Annotated in this window: 14 protein-coding genes; 8 read left to right on the top strand and 6 right to left on the bottom strand. The window is 71.1% G+C overall.

The annotated features are described in order from the left end of the window. Positions 1 to 24: 24 nt before the first annotated feature. The gene (locus SREC43747_RS0108265) at positions 25 to 2,733 is read left to right on the top strand and encodes an MMPL family transporter (RefSeq protein WP_081722484.1); all 2,709 of its coding nucleotides are present in this window, start codon (positions 25 to 27) and stop codon (positions 2,731 to 2,733) included. Positions 2,734 to 2,751: 18 nt separating this feature from the next. Continuing rightward, on the top strand, positions 2,752 to 4,698 hold the full coding sequence (locus tag SREC43747_RS0108270; protein WP_029720703.1) for a YhgE/Pip domain-containing protein: 1,947 nt from the start codon (positions 2,752 to 2,754) through the stop codon (positions 4,696 to 4,698). Positions 4,699 to 4,891: 193 nt separating this feature from the next. On the opposite strand, the gene SREC43747_RS0108275 is transcribed toward SREC43747_RS0108270, so the two are convergent. Further along, positions 4,892 to 5,836 (bottom strand): LysR family transcriptional regulator, encoded by a 945-nt coding sequence (locus SREC43747_RS0108275; RefSeq protein ID WP_029720704.1) that lies wholly within the window; start codon positions 5,834 to 5,836, stop codon positions 4,892 to 4,894. Positions 5,837 to 5,908: 72 nt separating this feature from the next. Here SREC43747_RS0108275 and SREC43747_RS0108280 point away from each other — a divergent pair, with 72 nt between their 5' ends. After that, the gene (locus SREC43747_RS0108280) at positions 5,909 to 7,183 is read left to right on the top strand and encodes an MFS transporter (RefSeq protein ID WP_236623092.1); all 1,275 of its coding nucleotides are present in this window, start codon (positions 5,909 to 5,911) and stop codon (positions 7,181 to 7,183) included. Positions 7,184 to 7,258: 75 nt separating this feature from the next. Here SREC43747_RS0108280 and SREC43747_RS0108285 read toward each other — a convergent pair whose 3' ends face one another. Beyond that, entirely contained in the window at positions 7,259 to 7,588 is a 330-nt protein-coding gene (locus SREC43747_RS0108285) for a putative quinol monooxygenase (protein ID WP_029720706.1), read from the bottom strand. A gap of 283 nt (positions 7,589 to 7,871) precedes the next feature. On the opposite strand from SREC43747_RS0108285, the gene SREC43747_RS0108290 reads away from it, so the two are divergent. Continuing rightward, on the top strand, positions 7,872 to 9,290 hold the full coding sequence (locus SREC43747_RS0108290; RefSeq protein WP_029720707.1) for an MBL fold metallo-hydrolase: 1,419 nt from the start codon (positions 7,872 to 7,874) through the stop codon (positions 9,288 to 9,290). A gap of 65 nt (positions 9,291 to 9,355) precedes the next feature. Then, the gene (locus tag SREC43747_RS0108295; protein ID WP_029720708.1) at positions 9,356 to 9,805 is read left to right on the top strand and encodes a hypothetical protein; all 450 of its coding nucleotides are present in this window, start codon (positions 9,356 to 9,358) and stop codon (positions 9,803 to 9,805) included. A 112-nt stretch (positions 9,806 to 9,917) separates the two neighbouring features. Here the strand turns inward: SREC43747_RS0108295 and SREC43747_RS0108300 are convergent, their stop codons facing one another. Further along, positions 9,918 to 10,796 (bottom strand): oxygenase MpaB family protein, encoded by an 879-nt coding sequence (locus SREC43747_RS0108300; RefSeq protein ID WP_051387872.1) that lies wholly within the window; start codon positions 10,794 to 10,796, stop codon positions 9,918 to 9,920. A gap of 102 nt (positions 10,797 to 10,898) precedes the next feature. Here SREC43747_RS0108300 and SREC43747_RS0108305 point away from each other — a divergent pair, with 102 nt between their 5' ends. From SREC43747_RS0108305 to SREC43747_RS0108315, 3 genes are all read left to right on the top strand, one after another. Continuing rightward, a complete protein-coding gene (locus SREC43747_RS0108305) occupies positions 10,899 to 11,510 on the top strand; it encodes a TetR/AcrR family transcriptional regulator (protein WP_029720710.1) in 612 nt (203 codons plus the stop codon). Between the two features lie 72 nt (positions 11,511 to 11,582). Next, the gene (locus SREC43747_RS0108310; protein ID WP_029720712.1) at positions 11,583 to 12,212 is read left to right on the top strand and encodes a class I SAM-dependent methyltransferase; all 630 of its coding nucleotides are present in this window, start codon (positions 11,583 to 11,585) and stop codon (positions 12,210 to 12,212) included. A 443-nt stretch (positions 12,213 to 12,655) separates the two neighbouring features. Beyond that, positions 12,656 to 14,143 (top strand): catalase, encoded by a 1,488-nt coding sequence (locus SREC43747_RS0108315; protein WP_051387883.1) that lies wholly within the window; start codon positions 12,656 to 12,658, stop codon positions 14,141 to 14,143. A 178-nt stretch (positions 14,144 to 14,321) separates the two neighbouring features. Here the strand turns inward: SREC43747_RS0108315 and rpmF are convergent, their stop codons facing one another. From rpmF to mrf, 3 genes are read right to left on the bottom strand one after another with little or no spacing between them, the layout of a single operon-like run. After that, on the bottom strand, positions 14,322 to 14,474 hold the full coding sequence (rpmF, locus tag SREC43747_RS0108320; RefSeq protein WP_029720714.1) for a 50S ribosomal protein L32: 153 nt from the start codon (positions 14,472 to 14,474) through the stop codon (positions 14,322 to 14,324). Between the two features lie 12 nt (positions 14,475 to 14,486). Further along, positions 14,487 to 14,738 carry a type B 50S ribosomal protein L31 gene (locus SREC43747_RS0108325; protein ID WP_029720717.1) on the bottom strand — a complete coding sequence of 84 codons (252 nt, stop codon included), beginning with the start codon at positions 14,736 to 14,738 and terminating at the stop codon, positions 14,487 to 14,489. Further along, complete coding sequence (gene mrf, locus SREC43747_RS0108330; protein WP_029720718.1) at positions 14,735 to 16,006, bottom strand: ribosome hibernation factor-recruiting GTPase MRF; 1,272 nt, start codon at positions 16,004 to 16,006, stop codon at positions 14,735 to 14,737. The genes SREC43747_RS0108325 and mrf overlap by 4 nt, the downstream gene beginning before the upstream one ends. Between the last annotated feature and the right edge of the window lie 32 nt (positions 16,007 to 16,038).

Raw genomic sequence — 16,038 nt, forward strand, 5'->3', positions numbered from 1 at the left:
CGGTGTCGGCGACAGGAGTTAGGCGTGTCCTCCTTCCTCTACTCACTGGGCCAGCGAGCCTTCGCCGCCCGCGGAAGAGTCCTGGCGATCTGGCTGCTCGTGCTCGCCGTCGCCGGAGGCGCAGCGGGTCTGCTCAACAAAGGACTGGACAACACCGTCACCATTCCGGGCACCGAATCCCAGGAAGCGCTGGACCGGTTGGCGGTCACGTTCCCGCAAACCAGCGGCGCCTCGGCGCAGATCGTCGCCGTCGCACCCGACGGCGTGCGCGACCCGGAAGTGCGCGCCGCGGTGGACCGCGCCGTGGACCAGCTGGAAGCCGTGGACGACGTCGTCTCGGTCGTCTCGCCCTACGACGAAGACTTCGGCGGGGCGATCAGCGAAGACGGCAAAGCCGGCATCATCACGGTCCAGCTCGACGGGGACATCACCTCCATCGGTGAGCCCACCAAGGAGCGCATCAGCGACATCGCCGGCGAACTCCAGCAGAACCTGCCGGAAGGCGCCCGCGCCTCCCACGGCGGTCAGCTGTTCGCGCAGGAATTCCCCGGCGTGAGCATCATCGAAGCGCTCGGCCTGGTGGTCGCGATCGTGGTGCTGACGATCACCCTCGGCTCGTTCGTGGCCGCCGGCATGCCGCTGCTCAACGCGCTGCTCGGCGTCGGCGTCTCCATCGCGCTGATCTTCCTGGCCACCGTGCTCGGCCCGGTCACCGCCACCACACCGCTGCTGGCCCTGATGCTCGGCCTCGCGGTGGGCATCGACTACGCGCTGTTCATCGTCGCCCGCCACCAGCAAGAACTGGCCAACGGGGCGTCCCCGCAGGAAGCGGCCGCGCGGGCGACGGCCACCGCCGGGTCCGCGGTCATCTTCGCCGGCCTCACCGTGATGATCGCGCTCGTCGGGCTGGGCGTGGCCGGCATCCCGTTCCTCACCACCATGGGCGTGGCCGCGGCGGTCGGCGTCGGCATCGCCGTGCTGGTGTCGGTGACCCTCATGCCCGCGCTGCTGGGCTTCGCCCGCAACCGCATCCGGCCGCGGCAGGCCAAGCGCAGCGCGAAGCGCCCGCTCGGCGAGCGGTTCTTCGGCGGCTGGGTGCGGGCCGCGATCCGCTTCCCGGTGGTGACCGTGCTGGTCGTGGTGGCCGCGCTCGGGCTGATCTCGGCCCCGGCCGCCGGGCTGCGGCTCGCCCTGCCCGACTCCGGCGCCCTCCCCGAGGACGACCCGGCCCGCATCACCTACGACCTGATCGAAGAGCACTTCCCGGAAGGCTTCAACGGGCCGCTGATCGTCACCGGCAACATCGTCACCAGCACCGACCCGCTGAAGCTGATGGACGATCTCAAGACCGAGATCGAACAGCTGCCCGGGGTCGCCGACGTGCCGCTGGCCACCCCGAACCCCACCGCCGACACCGGGATCATCCAGGTCGTCCCGGAAGGCGCCCCGGACTCGGAGCAGACCAAGCAGCTCGTCGACGACATCCGAGCGCTGCGCGGGCACTTCGAGGAGACCTACGGGGTGACCATCTCCGTCACCGGCTTCACCGCCGTCGGCATCGACGTGTCGGACAAGCTGGGTGCGGCGCTGCTGCCGTTCGCGGTGGTCGTGGTCGGGCTGTCGCTGGTCCTGCTGGCGATGGTCTTCCGCTCCGTCGCCGTCCCGATCAAGGCGGCGCTCGGCTACCTGCTCAGCATCGGGACCTCGCTGGGCGTCGTCACCCTGGTGTTCCAGGACGGCTGGCTGGCCGACCTGTTCGGCGTCACCCACACCGGCCCGGTGATCAGCTTCATGCCCATCGTGCTGATGGGCGTGCTGTTCGGCCTGGCCATGGACTACGAGGTCTTCCTGGTCTCCCGGATGCGCGAGGAGTACGTGCACACCGGGGACGCCCGCGGCTCGATCGTCCACGGGTTCACCGCCTCGGCCAAGGTGGTCACCGCCGCCGCGGTGATCATGTTCGCGGTGTTCATCGCGTTCGTGCCGACCGGCGACGCGAACATCAAACCCATCGCGCTCGGGTTGGCCGTCGGCGTGTTCGTCGACGCCTTCATCGTGCGCATGGTCCTGGTGCCGGCCGTGCTCACGCTGCTGGGCAAGCACGCCTGGTGGATGCCGCGGTGGCTGGACCGGATCCTGCCGTCGTTCGACGTGGAAGGCGAGAACCTGCGGGACGAACTGGAACTGGCCGACTGGCCGCAGTCCGCCGCTGACGTCTCCGTCGCCTGCGAAGGACTGGCGCTGTCCGATCCGGACACCGGGGCACCGGTCTACCGCGGCATCACCTTCCAACTGCCGCGGCGGGGGCGGTACGCGGTGCGCGGTCAGGACGAGGCCGCGGTCAGCGCCCTGCTGCTGACCTTGTCGGGCCGGTTGAAGCCGGACACCGGAAAGCTGAAGGTCCTCGGCCACGTGGTGCCCACGCGCGCCTCGGCGGTGCGCTCCCGCGTCGCCTACGTCGACGTCGGCGCGGGCGGAGTGGACTCGGTGCGGCGCGCGCTCGCCGAGGAACCCGAGATGCTCGTGCTCGACCGCACCGACCGGGTCGCCGACCCCGCGGCGCGCGACGAGATCCGCACCCTCCTCGCCGGTGCCGAACCGGTCGTGCTCGCCGGCACCACCGGGCTGGCCGATGTGAACGACCTGCTGCCGGCCGTTCGGAAGACCGTTGTCGTCACCGCGGACGACAACACGCCACCCCTGCCCCACGCCCTCTCCGGCGCGACTCGCTAGGAAGCGGAGGTAATCGCTGTGTCATCGCTGAACCGCCGGTCCGCGCGCCGCTCGAGACTGTGGGCCGTGCTCGGCCTGCTGCTGGTGCCGCTGACCATCGCAGGTGTGCTCACCTGGGCGCTGGGCAGCCCGGGAGAGCGCCTCGGTGACGTCAAGGCCGCGATCGTCAACAACGACGAGCCCGTGGAAGTCGACGGGCAGCTCGTCCCGCTGGGGCGCCAACTGTCGGCCAAGCTCGTCGGTGACGAGATCGAGAGCAACTACACCTGGGAGTTCGCCACCCCGGAAACCGCCGAGGAGGGCCTGGAGAACGGCACCTACGCGGCGGTGGTGACGATCCCGGAGAACTTCTCCGCCGCGGCCACCTCCTTCTCCGGTGACCCGTCCGAGGCGGAGCGGGCCACCATCGACGTGCAGACCAGCGAGCGCAGCCGCTTCGCCGACGAGGCGATCAGCCGGATGGTGACCGCCACGGCGACCGACCTGCTCAGCGAGCAGCTGACCACCACCTACCTGGACAACATCTACGTCGGTTTCAACACCATGGGCGACAAGCTCGGGGAAGCCGCCGAAGGCGCGGTTTCCCTCGCCGACGGCGCCAAGGAGCTGGCCGGCGGCACCCGGCAGCTGGCCGACGGGGCCGGGGAACTGGCCAACGGTGCGCAGGAGCTGGCCAACGGGCTCGGCGCCCTCGACGACGGAGCCGGCCAACTGGCCGAGGGCACCAGCGGACTGGCCGACGGGCTCGCCCAGATGAAGGAGCAGACCGCGCAGCTGCCGCAGCAGACCGCGACCCTCGCCGACGTCTCCACCCAGCAGGCCGAGGGCGTGCAGCAGCTCAGCACCGCGCTGGACGGCATGGCCCAAGAGCTGCAGGCGATGTCCGAGCAGTGCCCGCCCGGTGTGGTGGAGATGTGCAACAAGCTGATGGTGCAGGCCATGACCGCGCAGGAGCTCAGCAAGGGCGCCGGGCAGCTGGTGCAGGCCAGCGAAGGCGTGTCCACCGGGCTCGACGCGCTCGCCGGCCGCACCCCCGAATCCGGTGGTGGGCTGCCCGCCCTGGCCGGTGGGATCAGCCAGCTCGCCGACGGCGCCGCCCAGCTCGACGACGGTGCCAGCCAGCTCGCCGATGGCGTGTCGCAAACCCACGACGGCGCCACCCAGCTGGCCAGCGGGGCCCAGGAACTCGCCAGCGGGATGCGCCAGGCGGCCGACGGTGCCGCTCAGCTCGGGGACGGTTCCGGGCAGTTGTCCTCGGGCCTGGAGCAGGCCACCGGCCAGCTGCCCAACTACTCCGAGCAGGACCGGGACAAGCTGGCGAAAACGGTGGCCAACCCGGTGGTGACCGCTGAGAGCACGCCGCTGGGCTTCGGCGCCACCGGCCCGGTGCTGTACGCGGTGCTGGCGCTGTGGGCGGGTGCGATGGCCACCTTCCTGGCGTTGCGCGCGGTGCCGAAGCAGGCCCTGGAGTCCACCAAGTCCACGCTGCGGCTGCTGCTGAGCCACCTGCGGCTGCCCGCCGTGGTCGCCGTCGTGCAGGGCCTGGTGGTGACCACCGTGTTCGGGCTCTCCCAGGAGCTGGACCCCGAACAGTGGTTGAGCTGCGCCGGGCTGCTGGTGCTGACCGCCCTGGCGTTCACCGCGGTCAACCAGGCGCTGGCGGCGCTGGGCGGCGTCGGCCGGTTCGCGGCCATGCTGGTGGGGCTGGTGGTGCTGGCCACCGGGTTCATCGCCGCGGTTCCCTCGCTGCTGGAGGAAGTGGCAGCGGTGCTGCCGGTCGGCCCGGTCCAGGACGCGCTGCGGGCCGTCGCGCTGGGGGAGGCGCCCAGCGGTGGCGCGATCGCGGCACTGCTCGTGTGGGCGGTGTGCGGTCTCGCGGTCAGCTACCTGGCCGTGGAACGCGCCCGCACGGTGAAGGCCGACCGGTTGCGCGGCGCGCTCCGGGGCAGCCCAGGCGTGGCGTGATCGCCGCTCCTGCAAGGGCCACCCGCCGAGAGCGGGTGGCCCTTCTTTCGTGCGCTCCAGGGCGGGGCGGAACCGGCGTTGTCCATCCGCTGTGGACGGTTCCCGGGAATCGGTGCCCGGCGGGCCGTCCAGTCGACGCACCCGCGGACCGTCCCCGGTGGAGAGTCGGATTCCCGGTGGGAGCGGGAATCCGTCACCCGCCGGTTTCCCCCTGGGGGTCGGGGTCCTGCAGCGGACGCAGCGCAGGGGTCAGGGCGGTGATGGTGTGCAACGCCGCGGTGACCAGCGGGTGGTCCCGGGCGCCGCGGCGGGTGGCGGCGAGGATGCGCCGCGCGGGGGCGGGCTCGCCGTGCAAGCGGATGCGCGCGACGGGCCAGTGCGCGTGCAGCCGGGCGAGCCGGGGGACGAGCATGATGCCGAAGTTGTGGGCCACCAGCGCGGTTCCGGTGTCCCACTCGTCGGCGTAGTGGGCGATGTTGGGGGTGAACCCGGCCGCGGCGCAGGCGGTGCGCACCAGGTGGTGGTAGGTGCTGCCGGGCCGGCCCACGATCCACGGCTCGTCCGCCGCGTCGGCGAGGGTGACCCGTTGCCGGGCGGCCAGCGGGTGCGAGCTGGGCACCACGAGGTCGAGCGGGTCGTCCAGCAGCGGCTGCTGCTCGAAGCGGGTGTCCGAGGTCGGCGGGGTGGCGGCGGTGGCCACCAGCAGCGCCAGGTCGGCGTCCCCGGCCAGCAGCAGGTCGAAGCAGCGGGCGGGTTCGGCTTCGATGACCCGCACCGTCAACTGCGGGTGGCGTTCCCGCAAGCGCGCGGCCGCCGGCGGCAGCAGATGGGTGGCGGCGGTGGAGAAACCGCACAGCGTGAAGGAACCGCTGGGCTCCTCGGTGGCGGCGGCCAGCTCGGCGCGGGCCCGTTCGACCTGGGCGGCCAGCGCGTCGGCGTGGCGCAGCAGGGTGGTCGCGGCGGGGGTCAGCTTGATGCCCCGCCCGGCTTGGGCCACCAGCTCGACGCCCAGCTCGGCGGAGAGCTGGCGCAGCTGGTGGGACACCGCCGACGGCGTGTAGTGCAGGGCGGCGGCCGCGGCGGTGATCGTGCCGTGGTGGGCCACCATCTGCAGCACCCGCAGCTTCGGATCGATCATGCAATGATTTTGCACGGTCAGCTGCAAGAACATTTGATTTTCCTGGACGGTCCTCCTGGCCAAGCTGGTGGTGTGCTGCTGTTCAAGGGAACGTCCGAGGATGGTTGCGCAGGAATTTCCGGTGTTCAGCTGCCCCGGCCGCCGCAGGTGCGGGCGAGTCGGGTGCGCGTCGCCGCGTACCTGCTGGTGGTGCTGACAGCCGGGGCTTACTTGCCCAGCCCGCTGTACGCGGCGTACCAGCACGAGTTCGGTTTCAGCGACCTGCTGATGACGCTGATCTACGCGACGTTCGCGCTGGTCAGCGCGCCTGCGCTGGTGTTGTTCGGGTCGATGGCCGACGGGCTCGGCCCGCGCGTGGTGCTGCGGTCGAGCACCGCGGTGGCGGCGGTGGCTTCGCTGTGCTTCGCGCTCGCCACCGGTCCGGAGTGGCTGCTGGCCGGTCGGGCCGCGCAAGGCCTGGCGCTGGGCGCGGCCACCGGTGCGGCGACCAAGGTGATCACCACGAACGCCGCGGGCGGCAACCTGGTCAAGGCCTCGGTCCTGGCCAGCGCGGCCTTCGCCGCCGGCACCGCTGCCGGGCCGGTGGCGGCGGGCCTGCTGGCGCAGCACGCGCCGGCCCCGCACGTGCTGCCGTTCGCGGTGCACCTGCTCCTGCTCGCGCACGGGTGGCACCGCGCATCCGTCCTGCCGGGCCGCACCGGATCGGGGCGGTGGAAGCCCGCGCGGCCGCGGATCCCGGCCGGCATGCGGCTGCTGTTCACCGGCGCTGCCGCGACCGGGTTCCTCAGCTGGACCGCGGCCGGCCTGTTCATGGCGGTCGTCCCGGCCGTGCTCGAACGGGCAGCCGGTGTGGACGACCTGGCGGTCCTGGGCGGCATCGTGAGCGCGGTGATGATCTGCTCCATGCTGTCCCAACCGCTGGTGGCCCGGTGCGGCGCGGGGGCGGCGCAGCTCACCGGCCTGGCCGCGCTGCTGGTCAGCCTCGCGGCCCTGGCGGCCAGCGGGGGCAGCTCGCTGCTGGTCGTCCTGCTCGCGGCCGTCACCGCCGGGGTGGGGCACGGGTTGGCCTACAGCGGGGCGAACGCCGCCATCGACGCGGCGGTCCCGGAAGAGCAGCGGGCGTCCACCAGCTCCGCGCTCTACCTCGCGTTCTACCTCGGTTCCGGGATTCCGCCGGTGGCGGTCGGGCTGCTGACGTCCTGGCACCCGCTGCCGGTGGCGATCTCCTGGCTGAGCACCGCGGCGGCCGCGCTGGTGCCGCTCACCGCGATCGCCACCGCGCTCGCCGCCCGACGGCGGAAGCGCGCGCGCAGCACGAGGTCGCCCGCGCTGTCCGCGCGGGGATGAGGAAGTGGGCCGCGCCGGTCCCGGGGCGTCCTGCCGGGCGGGGCCGGCGCGGTCATCGGCTTCGCGGCAGGGGGCTCAGTCCTGCTTGACGGCCATCTCGCCCAGCTCGGACCAGTCGTCCTGGGGCACGGTGGTGTTGACGATCCGCGGGGTTTCCACCAGGTGCGGCGGCAGGGTCTGCTGGGCCTTCTTGAAGTGCTCGGACTGCACGTGCGCAGCCCCGGCCTCGTCGTCCCGGAACGCCTCGACCAGGACGTACTCGTTCGGGTCCTCCACGCTGCGGGACCAGTCGAACCACAGGCAGCCCGGCTCGTTGCGGGTCGCCTCGGTGAACTCGCGCGTGATCTCCGGCCACTGGTCGGCGTACTCGGGCTTGATCCGGAACTTCGCGGTGATGAAGATCAATTCACTCTCCCCTGATGGTCAACTCCTTGGCGGAACTGGATCGTAACAGTCCTGCAACGTTGGTTCGTTCGTCGCGCGTCCAAGAGGAGTACCGGACTTTTTGCCCTGCGCGAATTGCCTGTTTTGTGTATCCCTGGGCGTGACGGGAATCGTTCCCGGGCAGCATTCGGCGCTGCTGTCCGCACCGCGGCGCGGGGTGTTCACCCGGGCGGTGCGTCCGCCGACGCGAAACTGCCGCTCCGGTGGGAATCGCACCACGACGAGGAGGCGAGGGGGTGCCGCGGTGACGGCGACGAGCAGGGCCGAGCAGCTGCCCGGCGGTCTGGTGGTCGAGGTGTTGGAGACCTCGTCCTTGGGCGACCGCAGCTACCTGGCCGGTGATGGCGAGGTGGCCGTGGTGGTGGATCCGCAGCGGGACGTGGACCGGGTGCTCGCGGCCGCCGGGCGGCTGGGGGTGCGGATCGCCCTGGTGCTGGAAACCCACCTGCACAACGACTACGTCTCCGGCGGTTTGGAGCTGTCCCGGCTGACCGGGGCCGAGTACGGCTTGGCCGCCGCCGAGGAGGTGGCGTTCCAGCGGCGCCCCCTCGCCGAGGGGGACGTGCTGGAAGTGTCGTCGCGGATGCAGGTGCGGGTGCTGGCCACCCCGGGCCACACCTTCCACCACCTGTCCTACGTGCTGGAAGGCGAGCACGGCCCGGTGGGCGTGTTCACCGGCGGGTCGCTGCTGTTCGGCACCACCGGGCGCACCGATCTGCTGGGGGCCGAGCACCGCGAAGAACTGGCCCGGCACCAGCACGCTTCGGCGCGGAAACTGGCGGAGCTGCTGCCGGACGGGGTGCAGATCTGGCCGACGCACGGCTTCGGCAGTTTCTGCGCGGCCTCCCCGACGTCGGGGGATTCCGCCACGTTGGGCGAGCAGAAGCGGGTCAATCCCGCGCTGACGCTGGCCGAGCGGGAGTTCGTGGAGCGGACGCTGGCCGGGCTGGACGCCTACCCGGCCTACTACGCGCACATGGGGGTGCGCAACGCCGCCGGACCGGACCCGCTGGACCTGCGGGAACCGGACCGGGCGGAGCCCGCGCAGTTGCGGCACCGCCTGGAGAACGGGGAGTGGGTGGTGGATCTGCGCTCCCGCAAGACCTACGTGGTTTCGCACCTGGCCGGCACGATCAGTCTCGGCCTGGACGGCCCGATGGCGACGTGGCTGGGGTGGTTGATCGACTGGGGTGCCCCGCTCACGCTGCTCGGGGAGTCCCGGGAGCAGGTCGCCCGGGCCCAGCGCGAGCTGGTGCGCATCGGCATCGACCGACCGGCCGCGGCAGCGGTGGGCAGTCCGGAGAAGCTGGCCGCCGAGTCGGCGCAGCTGCGCAGCACCCCGGCGGCCTCGTTCGCCGATCTGGCCGCGGCCCTGGCCGGCAGGAGCAGCGGGCTGCCCGCGCCGGACGTGGTGCTGGACGTGCGTTCCCGCAACGAGTTCGCCGCCGCCCACCTCACCGGTGCCGTGCACATCCCGCTCCACCAGCTGCGGGAGCGGGTCGAGGAGATCCCCGCCGGGACGGTGTGGGTGCACTGCGCCAGCGGCTACCGGGCTGCGGCGGCCGCGTCGCTGCTGGAGGCCGCCGGGCGCTCGGTCGTGCTCGTCGACGACAAGTTCAGCGCCGCCGGTGGGGCGGGGATGCCCGTGACCGACGCCGGCTGAGGATCCCCGCGGAAACATCTTCGAGAACCGGGTGGCGGCGCGGCAGGTCCTGCCAGAATGCTCTCGTGTTGATCGCGAGTTCGGTGCTGCTGGCCGTGGTGCTGGTGGCGGGGTTGTGGACGTGGCGGCGCCAGCGCTCGGTGGATCCGGCTCTCCAGCGGGCCGCGCTGCAGTTGATCTCGGTGCCGCAGCAGACGCAGCGGACCGTCGCCGAGCTGATGGGGCAGGGCAAGGAGGTCCAGGCGATCGCGGCACTGCGCCGGGACGCCCCGGTTTCCCTGGTGCAGGCCCGGGAGATGGTCGCCCAGGTGGACCGGGGAGAGCAGCTGCCCACGCCCCAGCAGGCGGCGCAGCGGTTCCGCGAGCAGTTCCCGGAGTTGGCCGGTGAGGTTCGCGAGCTGCTCCAGCAGGGGAAGGAAGTGCAGGCCATCAAGCGGCTCAGGCAGCAGTTGCCGGTGGATCTGCGCGCCGCCCGCAACCTGGTGGCGGCTTTGCGCAGCGACCAGGAGCGCTGAACCGGACCGCCCGGCGATGTCCACTTCGGAGGCTCGGGGAAGTCGGATCGCCGAGCGGTCCTCCCGGCGGTGCCGCCGAGTTGGTTGTTCCACTGTGGCCTGAAGTGCGCGTTCAGGTCCGGGCGTGCCGCATGAGCAGTTTGGCCTGGCGTACGCGGCGCACCTGCTCAGCGGTTCCGGTGCACTGCTCCGGCAGCCGGAGCATGATGGCCCGGGTGGCGCGCGCCTGCTGCCGCGCCACGGTTTCCAGCACCTGGCCGGCGGGGCCGTCACCGGGCAGGGAGTACAGCTCGCGCGCCCAGCCCGGCAGCAGGGAGATCCCGAGCGCCCCGAGGTACGGGTAGACCAGTCGCAGTGCGGCCAGGTGCCGGGGTGCGGGGGTGTTCATCCACATGCGGATGCCCCGTCGGGCGCTGTCGGTGAGCTCCAGCTTCGGGCGCATCTGCCGGAAGTACTCCTCCATCTCGGCCACCGACCCGGGGACTCGCTCGGGGTCGAGGCCGACCACGGCTGCGGAGCGCCGCTGCTCGTCGAGGTAGGTGTCCGCTTCGGCGTCGGTGAGCGGGATTCCGCAGGCTCGGGCCACCAGCAGGTAGGGGTAGACCTCGGCGCAGTGCACCCACAGGAGGTTCTCCGTCTCGTCGAGGCGGAACTCCTCCCCGGTGCGTTCGTCGATGCCGGTGAGCGAGCTGTGGATGCGCCGGACCCGCGCACCGGCCTTGGCGACTTCTTCGCTGGTGCCGAAGGTGCGGATGGCGACGAAGTCGGCGGTGCGGAACAGGCGGGCCATGGCCTTGCGGCGGTCGAACAGCGCGGAGTTCTGGTAGGTGCCCCACATCGTGCGGGGGTGCAGGGACTGCAGGGCCAGGGCGCTGAACGCGGCGATCCACATGGCCGGGTCGGTGTGGATGCGCCAGGTCACCGAGTTCGGGCCGAACAGGCCGGTGTCCGAAGGGGGCTGTTGAGGAGATCGGTCCGCGGTGGTGGTCACATCCGACTCCCTTCTCCCTGGGATACAAAGAGACTAAATATGTATCTCTGTGTCCCCCAAGGGGCCGATCGTGCGAATCGATCGGGTAGCGTTCCTCTCGCCATGACTTCCCGTGCCGAATCGCTGTTCGCCCGCGCGGTGGTTGCCGATGACGCCCCGGCCGATGAGCTGTCCGAGCGCATCCTGGACGGGGCGATGGCGTGCCTCAGCGAACTGGGGTTGCGGCGCTCGACCGTGGAGGACATCGCCCGCCGGGCCGGGGTGTCGCGGGTGACGGTCTACCGCCGGTTCGAGAACAAGAACAACCTGGTCGAAGCCGTGCTGCTGCGGGAGTGCCGCCGCTGCCTGGCCGCGCTCGACGAAGCGGTCACCGGGGTCGAGTCCCTCGACGAGCGGATAGTCGAGGGTTTCGTGTTCGCGTTGCGCTACGGCCGCAACCACCCGCTGGTGGGGGGATTGCTGCGGGTGGAGCCGGAAGAGGTGCTGCCGTACCTGACCGTGCGCGCCGGCACCGCGTTGGCGGTGGTGCGGGAGTACTTGGCCGGGCACATCCGGGAGGCGGAGGTCGGCGCGTTCGACCCGGTCCAGGTCGCCGAGATCATGGTGCGCATCGTCGTCTCGTTCGTCCTCACCCAGGACAGCAGCATCGAACTCGACACCGACGAGGACCTGCGCCGCTTCGCCCGCCGCTACCTGGTGCCCCTGGTGCACTGAAGCCCCGGCGCGGCTGGCCCGCTCGTGCCAGCATGGACCGGACAGTCCACCGCTTCCGGAGCTGTGATCGCCATGGCAGTGCACCACCCGGTCTTCGCCCGCTGCTACGCCGCCCTCAGCAGAGCGGTGGAACAGCGCGGCATGGACGCCCACCGCCGAGAACTGCTGGCCGGGGCCACCGGAACCGTTGTCGAAGTGGGAGCGGGCAACGGGCTCAACTTCGCGCACTACCCGCGCGAGGTGGCCGGGGTGGTGGCGGTGGAACCGGAGCCGCGGCTGCGGCAGATGGCGCGCGAGGCCGCCTCCCGGGCACCGGTGCCGGTCGAGGTGGTCGACGGGGTGGCCGAGCAGCTCCCGATCGCCGACGGCAGCGCGGACACCGTGGTGGTGTCGCTGGTGCTGTGCTCGGTCCCGGACCAGCGAGCGGCGCTGCGGGAGATCGGCCGGGTGCTCCGGCCGGGCGGGAAGTTCCACTTCATGGAGCACGTGCGGGCCGACACGCCCGGCTTGGCCCGGGTGCAGCGGGTGTTGGACGCCACCGTGTGGCCGCGCCTGGCCGGTGGCTGCCACACCGGCCGGGACACCGGCGCGGTGATCCGCGAGCAGGGCTTCCGGTTCGAGCGCTTCGAAAGCTTCTTCTTCCCGCCGAGGAAGCTCCCGGTGTCCCGGCACATCCGCGGCGTCGCGGTGCTGGACCGCTGACCTGGGGAAGTTCGCGGAGCCAGCTGCCCGCGGTCCCGGCGGAGCCCCCGTCGACTTCGTCGCGTCCGGAGTTCTTCCGCGTCGAACTGGGGTTCCCGTCGAAGCCCGGTTCGCCCGGAATGGGCGTCTTGTGCGATGACTCACCCCCGAAACTCCGGCTGTTTTCTGGAATCGTTCCAAAAAAAGTGGTTGTATGGATGTCGCATCGGCCTTCCGCTCGGAGTACCAGCCCGGTGGCCCGCTGAGAGCGGGGCCCGCGGGCCGCTGCCGAGACCGGGGGCCTCTGCCCCGCGCCGGCCCGGAACTCCCGTTCCGGGCCACCCGGGCAGCGATCGCCGGTGCCGTCGGCAGGCAGCGGACCTGTCGTCCTGGAAGCCCTCGAGATCAGACTCCAGCAACTGTTCCTCGAGCCCGTCAGCACCCTGCTGGATGGAGGAACCGCTTTGACCGAGAAGAACCCGGAGCAGCACGTCACGGGGACCCCTTCGACGCGCGAGAACGGCGCGCCGGCTGGCAGCGACCGCAACTCGCTGAGCGTGGGCAGCAACGGGCCGCTGCTGCTGCACGACGTCCGACTCGTCGAGACCCTCGCGCACTTCAACCGCGAACGCGTTCCGGAGCGCAACCCGCACGCCAAGGGCGCTGGCGCGTTCGGCGTCTTCGAGACCACAGAGGACGTTTCCCGGTACACCAAGGCCGCCCTGTTCCAGAAGGGCACCAAGACCGAAATGCTCGCCCGATTCTCCACTGTGGCCGGTGAGCAGGGGTCTCCGGACACTTGGCGGGACGTCCGCGGTTTCTCCTTGAAGTTCTACACCTCCGAGGGGAACTACGACCTCGTCGGCAACAACACGCCGGTCTTCTTCCTCCGCGACCCGATGAAGTTCCCGCACTTCATCCGCTCCCAGAAGCGCATGCCGGGCACCGGGCTGCGGGACCACAACATGCAGTGGGACTTCTGGACGCTCAACCCGGAGTCCGCGCACCAGGTCACCTACCTCATGGGCGACCGCGGCCTGCCGCGCACCTGGCGCCACATGAACGGGTACGGCTCGCACACCTACATGTGGGTCAACGCCCAGGGCAAGAAGTTCTGGGTGAAGTACCACTTCCTCAGCGACCAGGGCGTGGAGTCCATGAGCAACGAGGAGGCCGAGCGCATCGCCGGCTCCGACGCCGACTACCACCGCCGCGACCTCGCCGAAGCCATCGAACGCGGCGACCACCCGAGCTGGACGCTCTACGTCCAGGTCATGCCCTACGAAGAGGCGAAGACCTACCGGTTCAACCCGTTCGACCTGACCAAGGTGTGGCCGCACAGCGACTACCCGCTGATCAAGGTCGGCAAGATGACGCTGAACCGGAACCCGGAGAACTTCTTCGCCGAGATCGAGCAGGCCGCGTTCGCGCCGTCGAACCTGGTGCCGGGCATCGGCGTCTCGCCCGACAAGATGCTGCTGGGCCGCACCTTCGCCTACGCCGACGCGCAGCGCGCCCGGATCGGCACGAACTACTTCCAGCTGCCGGTCAACAAGCCGAAGGTCGAGTCCAACTCCTACACCTTCGACGGGAACATGACCTACGAGCACTCCGGCAAGGCCCCGGTCTACGCCCCGAACTCCTACGGGCGTCCGTGGGCCGACGAGACCGGTCCCGTCGACGACGGGTGGGAAGCCGACGGCGAGATGGTGCGCAGCGCCTACGAGCTGCACCCGGAGGACGACGACTTCTCCCAGGCCGGTGCGCTGGTCCGCGAGGTGTTCGACGACGCCCAGCGGGACCGGTTCGTCGAGACGGTGGCCAACCACCTCGCCGGCGGCGTGAAGGAGCCGGTGCTGTCCCGCGCCTTCGAGTACTGGCGCAACGTCGACGAGAACATCGGCAAGCGGATCGAGAACGCCTACCGGGAGATCAAGGGGGACCCCGCGTGAGCCTCGTCGTGCGACGGGTTCTGCGCGGAACTGCGGGAGCGCGCTGAGGCGGCTGCGGTCGCGTTCCCGGCAGGGCTGGTCGGCGGGTGGACCGCGTCCGCCCGTGCCGGCAGGCACTCGAAGAGGACTCGGGTCGGTGTTGGGGAGCACCGGCCCGAGTCCTCATTTCTTATGCCCTTCAGTTGCGGTGGAAGTGCTGGACCAGCCGTCGGGGAACCAGCATCCGCTCGCCGTCGACGACGATCGGCACCAGGTCCGGTGCGGTGGCCTTCCAGCGCGCCCGGCGGTGCCGGGTCCTGCTGCGGGACGTCCTGTGCTTGGGAACGGCCATGGTCTCCTCCGATCAGCGGGTCCGGCCGCCGTAGCGGCGCTTGAACTTCTCGACGCGTCCTTCGGTGTCCAGCACCCGTTGGTTCCCGGTCCAGAACGGATGGGAATACGCCGTGACGTCCACTGCGATCAGCGGGTAGGTGTTCCCGTCCTCCCACTCCACGCGCACGTCCGAAGTGGCGGTCGAGCGGGTCAGGAAACGCGTTCCGGTCGAGCGGTCTTCGTACACGACCGGGCCGTACTCGGGATGGATTCCAGGTTTCACGGTTTCTCCTTCGCGATGTCGCCGTCGGCGATGGCGCCGGACATCTCGTCGACGTCCGGGTCAGCGCACGGGTCGGTGTGCCAGTCGCTGAACGGGTCGGGGTAGTGCAGCCATTGCTGCTGGCCCGCGGCGAGCTCCTCGTCGGTCAGCAGTGCCGCCCGCAGCGCTCGGGTGATCTCCTCCGGATCCGCCCGGTGGGCGATGACCACCAGCTCCTGCATCCGGTCGCCGTAGTAGTCGTCCCAGGCCAGCAGGGCCTTGGTCTGCTGCTCGGGGTCGACGTCGGTCCACTGCTCCAGCGGCAGCGCCGCCAACCACGGGCCGGCGTGCCCGACGTTCAGCCCGCCGCCGGCCGATTCCAGCCACAGCACCGCGTCCGGTTGGCTGGCCACCCAGGCCCGGCCGCGGGTGCGCACCACCCCGTCCAGCAAGACGTCGAGCGCGTCGTGCAGGCGACCGGGGTGGAAGGGGCGGCGTTCGTGGAAGACGACCACCGACACCCCGGCGTCGGGTTCCAGCGGTGGTTGGCCGCGCAGCAGCCTGCCGTGCGGACCGTCCACTTCACCGCGTCGGGAGTTCGCCGGGATCCGGTTCAGCAGCGCTGTCGGGTTGAAGTCGGCCAAGCGCGCTCGGGGAGCGGTGGGGGCCAGCCGGTCGAGCACCGCGTGGGTGCGCACCGTGTTCCAGTGGTCGGTGTCGTCGCCGGACAGCACCAGGGCGTCGGCGAACTCGACCTGGCCGACGGCCAGCTGGGCGACGGTCCGCTCGTCGTCGGGACTGCCGGGCAGGCCGCGTTCGGTGAGCATTTCGTCGCCGCCGGCGTCGGCCAGCCAGGTGGGCAGGTCCACGACGGTGACGACGGCTTCGATGCGCGCGTCGTCGACCGCCGTGCCGCCGTTGACGACGACGTGCTGCAGCGCCCAGCAGACCGCTTCCGGTTCGACCGCGGGGTCCAGTTCCACGACGATGCGGTCGACGTCGCTGTCGGCGGCCAGCTCGCGCAGCAGCGGGAGGAGGTCTTCCCGCAGGGTGCAGGAGACGCACCCGTGGGCGAGTTCGAGCACCGCGCGCTGCTCGGTGCTGCCGCGGCGGAGGGTTCGGCGGACGATCCCTTCTCCGATGTGCCGCAGGTCGTGGTGCAGCAGAGCGGTGTTCCCGGGGGACTGCCGGTGCAGCGTCCGGGCGACTTCCCGCACCTGTTCCTGCTGCAGCCCGGAGACCACGATCAGCGGGGTTCGCTGGTCCGCGCTGGTTGCCTCGGTTCGCATCGCACCTCTAACGAAAATGGTTTTCAACTGCT

The sequence above is a fragment of the Saccharopolyspora rectivirgula DSM 43747 genome (assembly GCF_000497205.1).
Classification (GTDB): Bacteria; Actinomycetota; Actinomycetes; order Mycobacteriales; family Pseudonocardiaceae; genus Saccharopolyspora; species Saccharopolyspora rectivirgula.

Coding starts and splice junctions, on each gene's coding strand:
- mrf (WP_029720718.1), bottom strand. CDS start 16,006: ATGCGAACCGAGGCAACCAGCGCGGACCAGCGAACCCCGCTGATCGTG.
- SREC43747_RS0108305 (WP_029720710.1), top strand. CDS start 10,899: ATGACTTCCCGTGCCGAATCGCTGTTCGCCCGCGCGGTGGTTGCCGAT.
- SREC43747_RS0108310 (WP_029720712.1), top strand. CDS start 11,583: ATGGCAGTGCACCACCCGGTCTTCGCCCGCTGCTACGCCGCCCTCAGC.
- SREC43747_RS0108275 (WP_029720704.1), bottom strand. CDS start 5,836: ATGATCGATCCGAAGCTGCGGGTGCTGCAGATGGTGGCCCACCACGGC.
- rpmF (WP_029720714.1), bottom strand. CDS start 14,474: ATGGCCGTTCCCAAGCACAGGACGTCCCGCAGCAGGACCCGGCACCGC.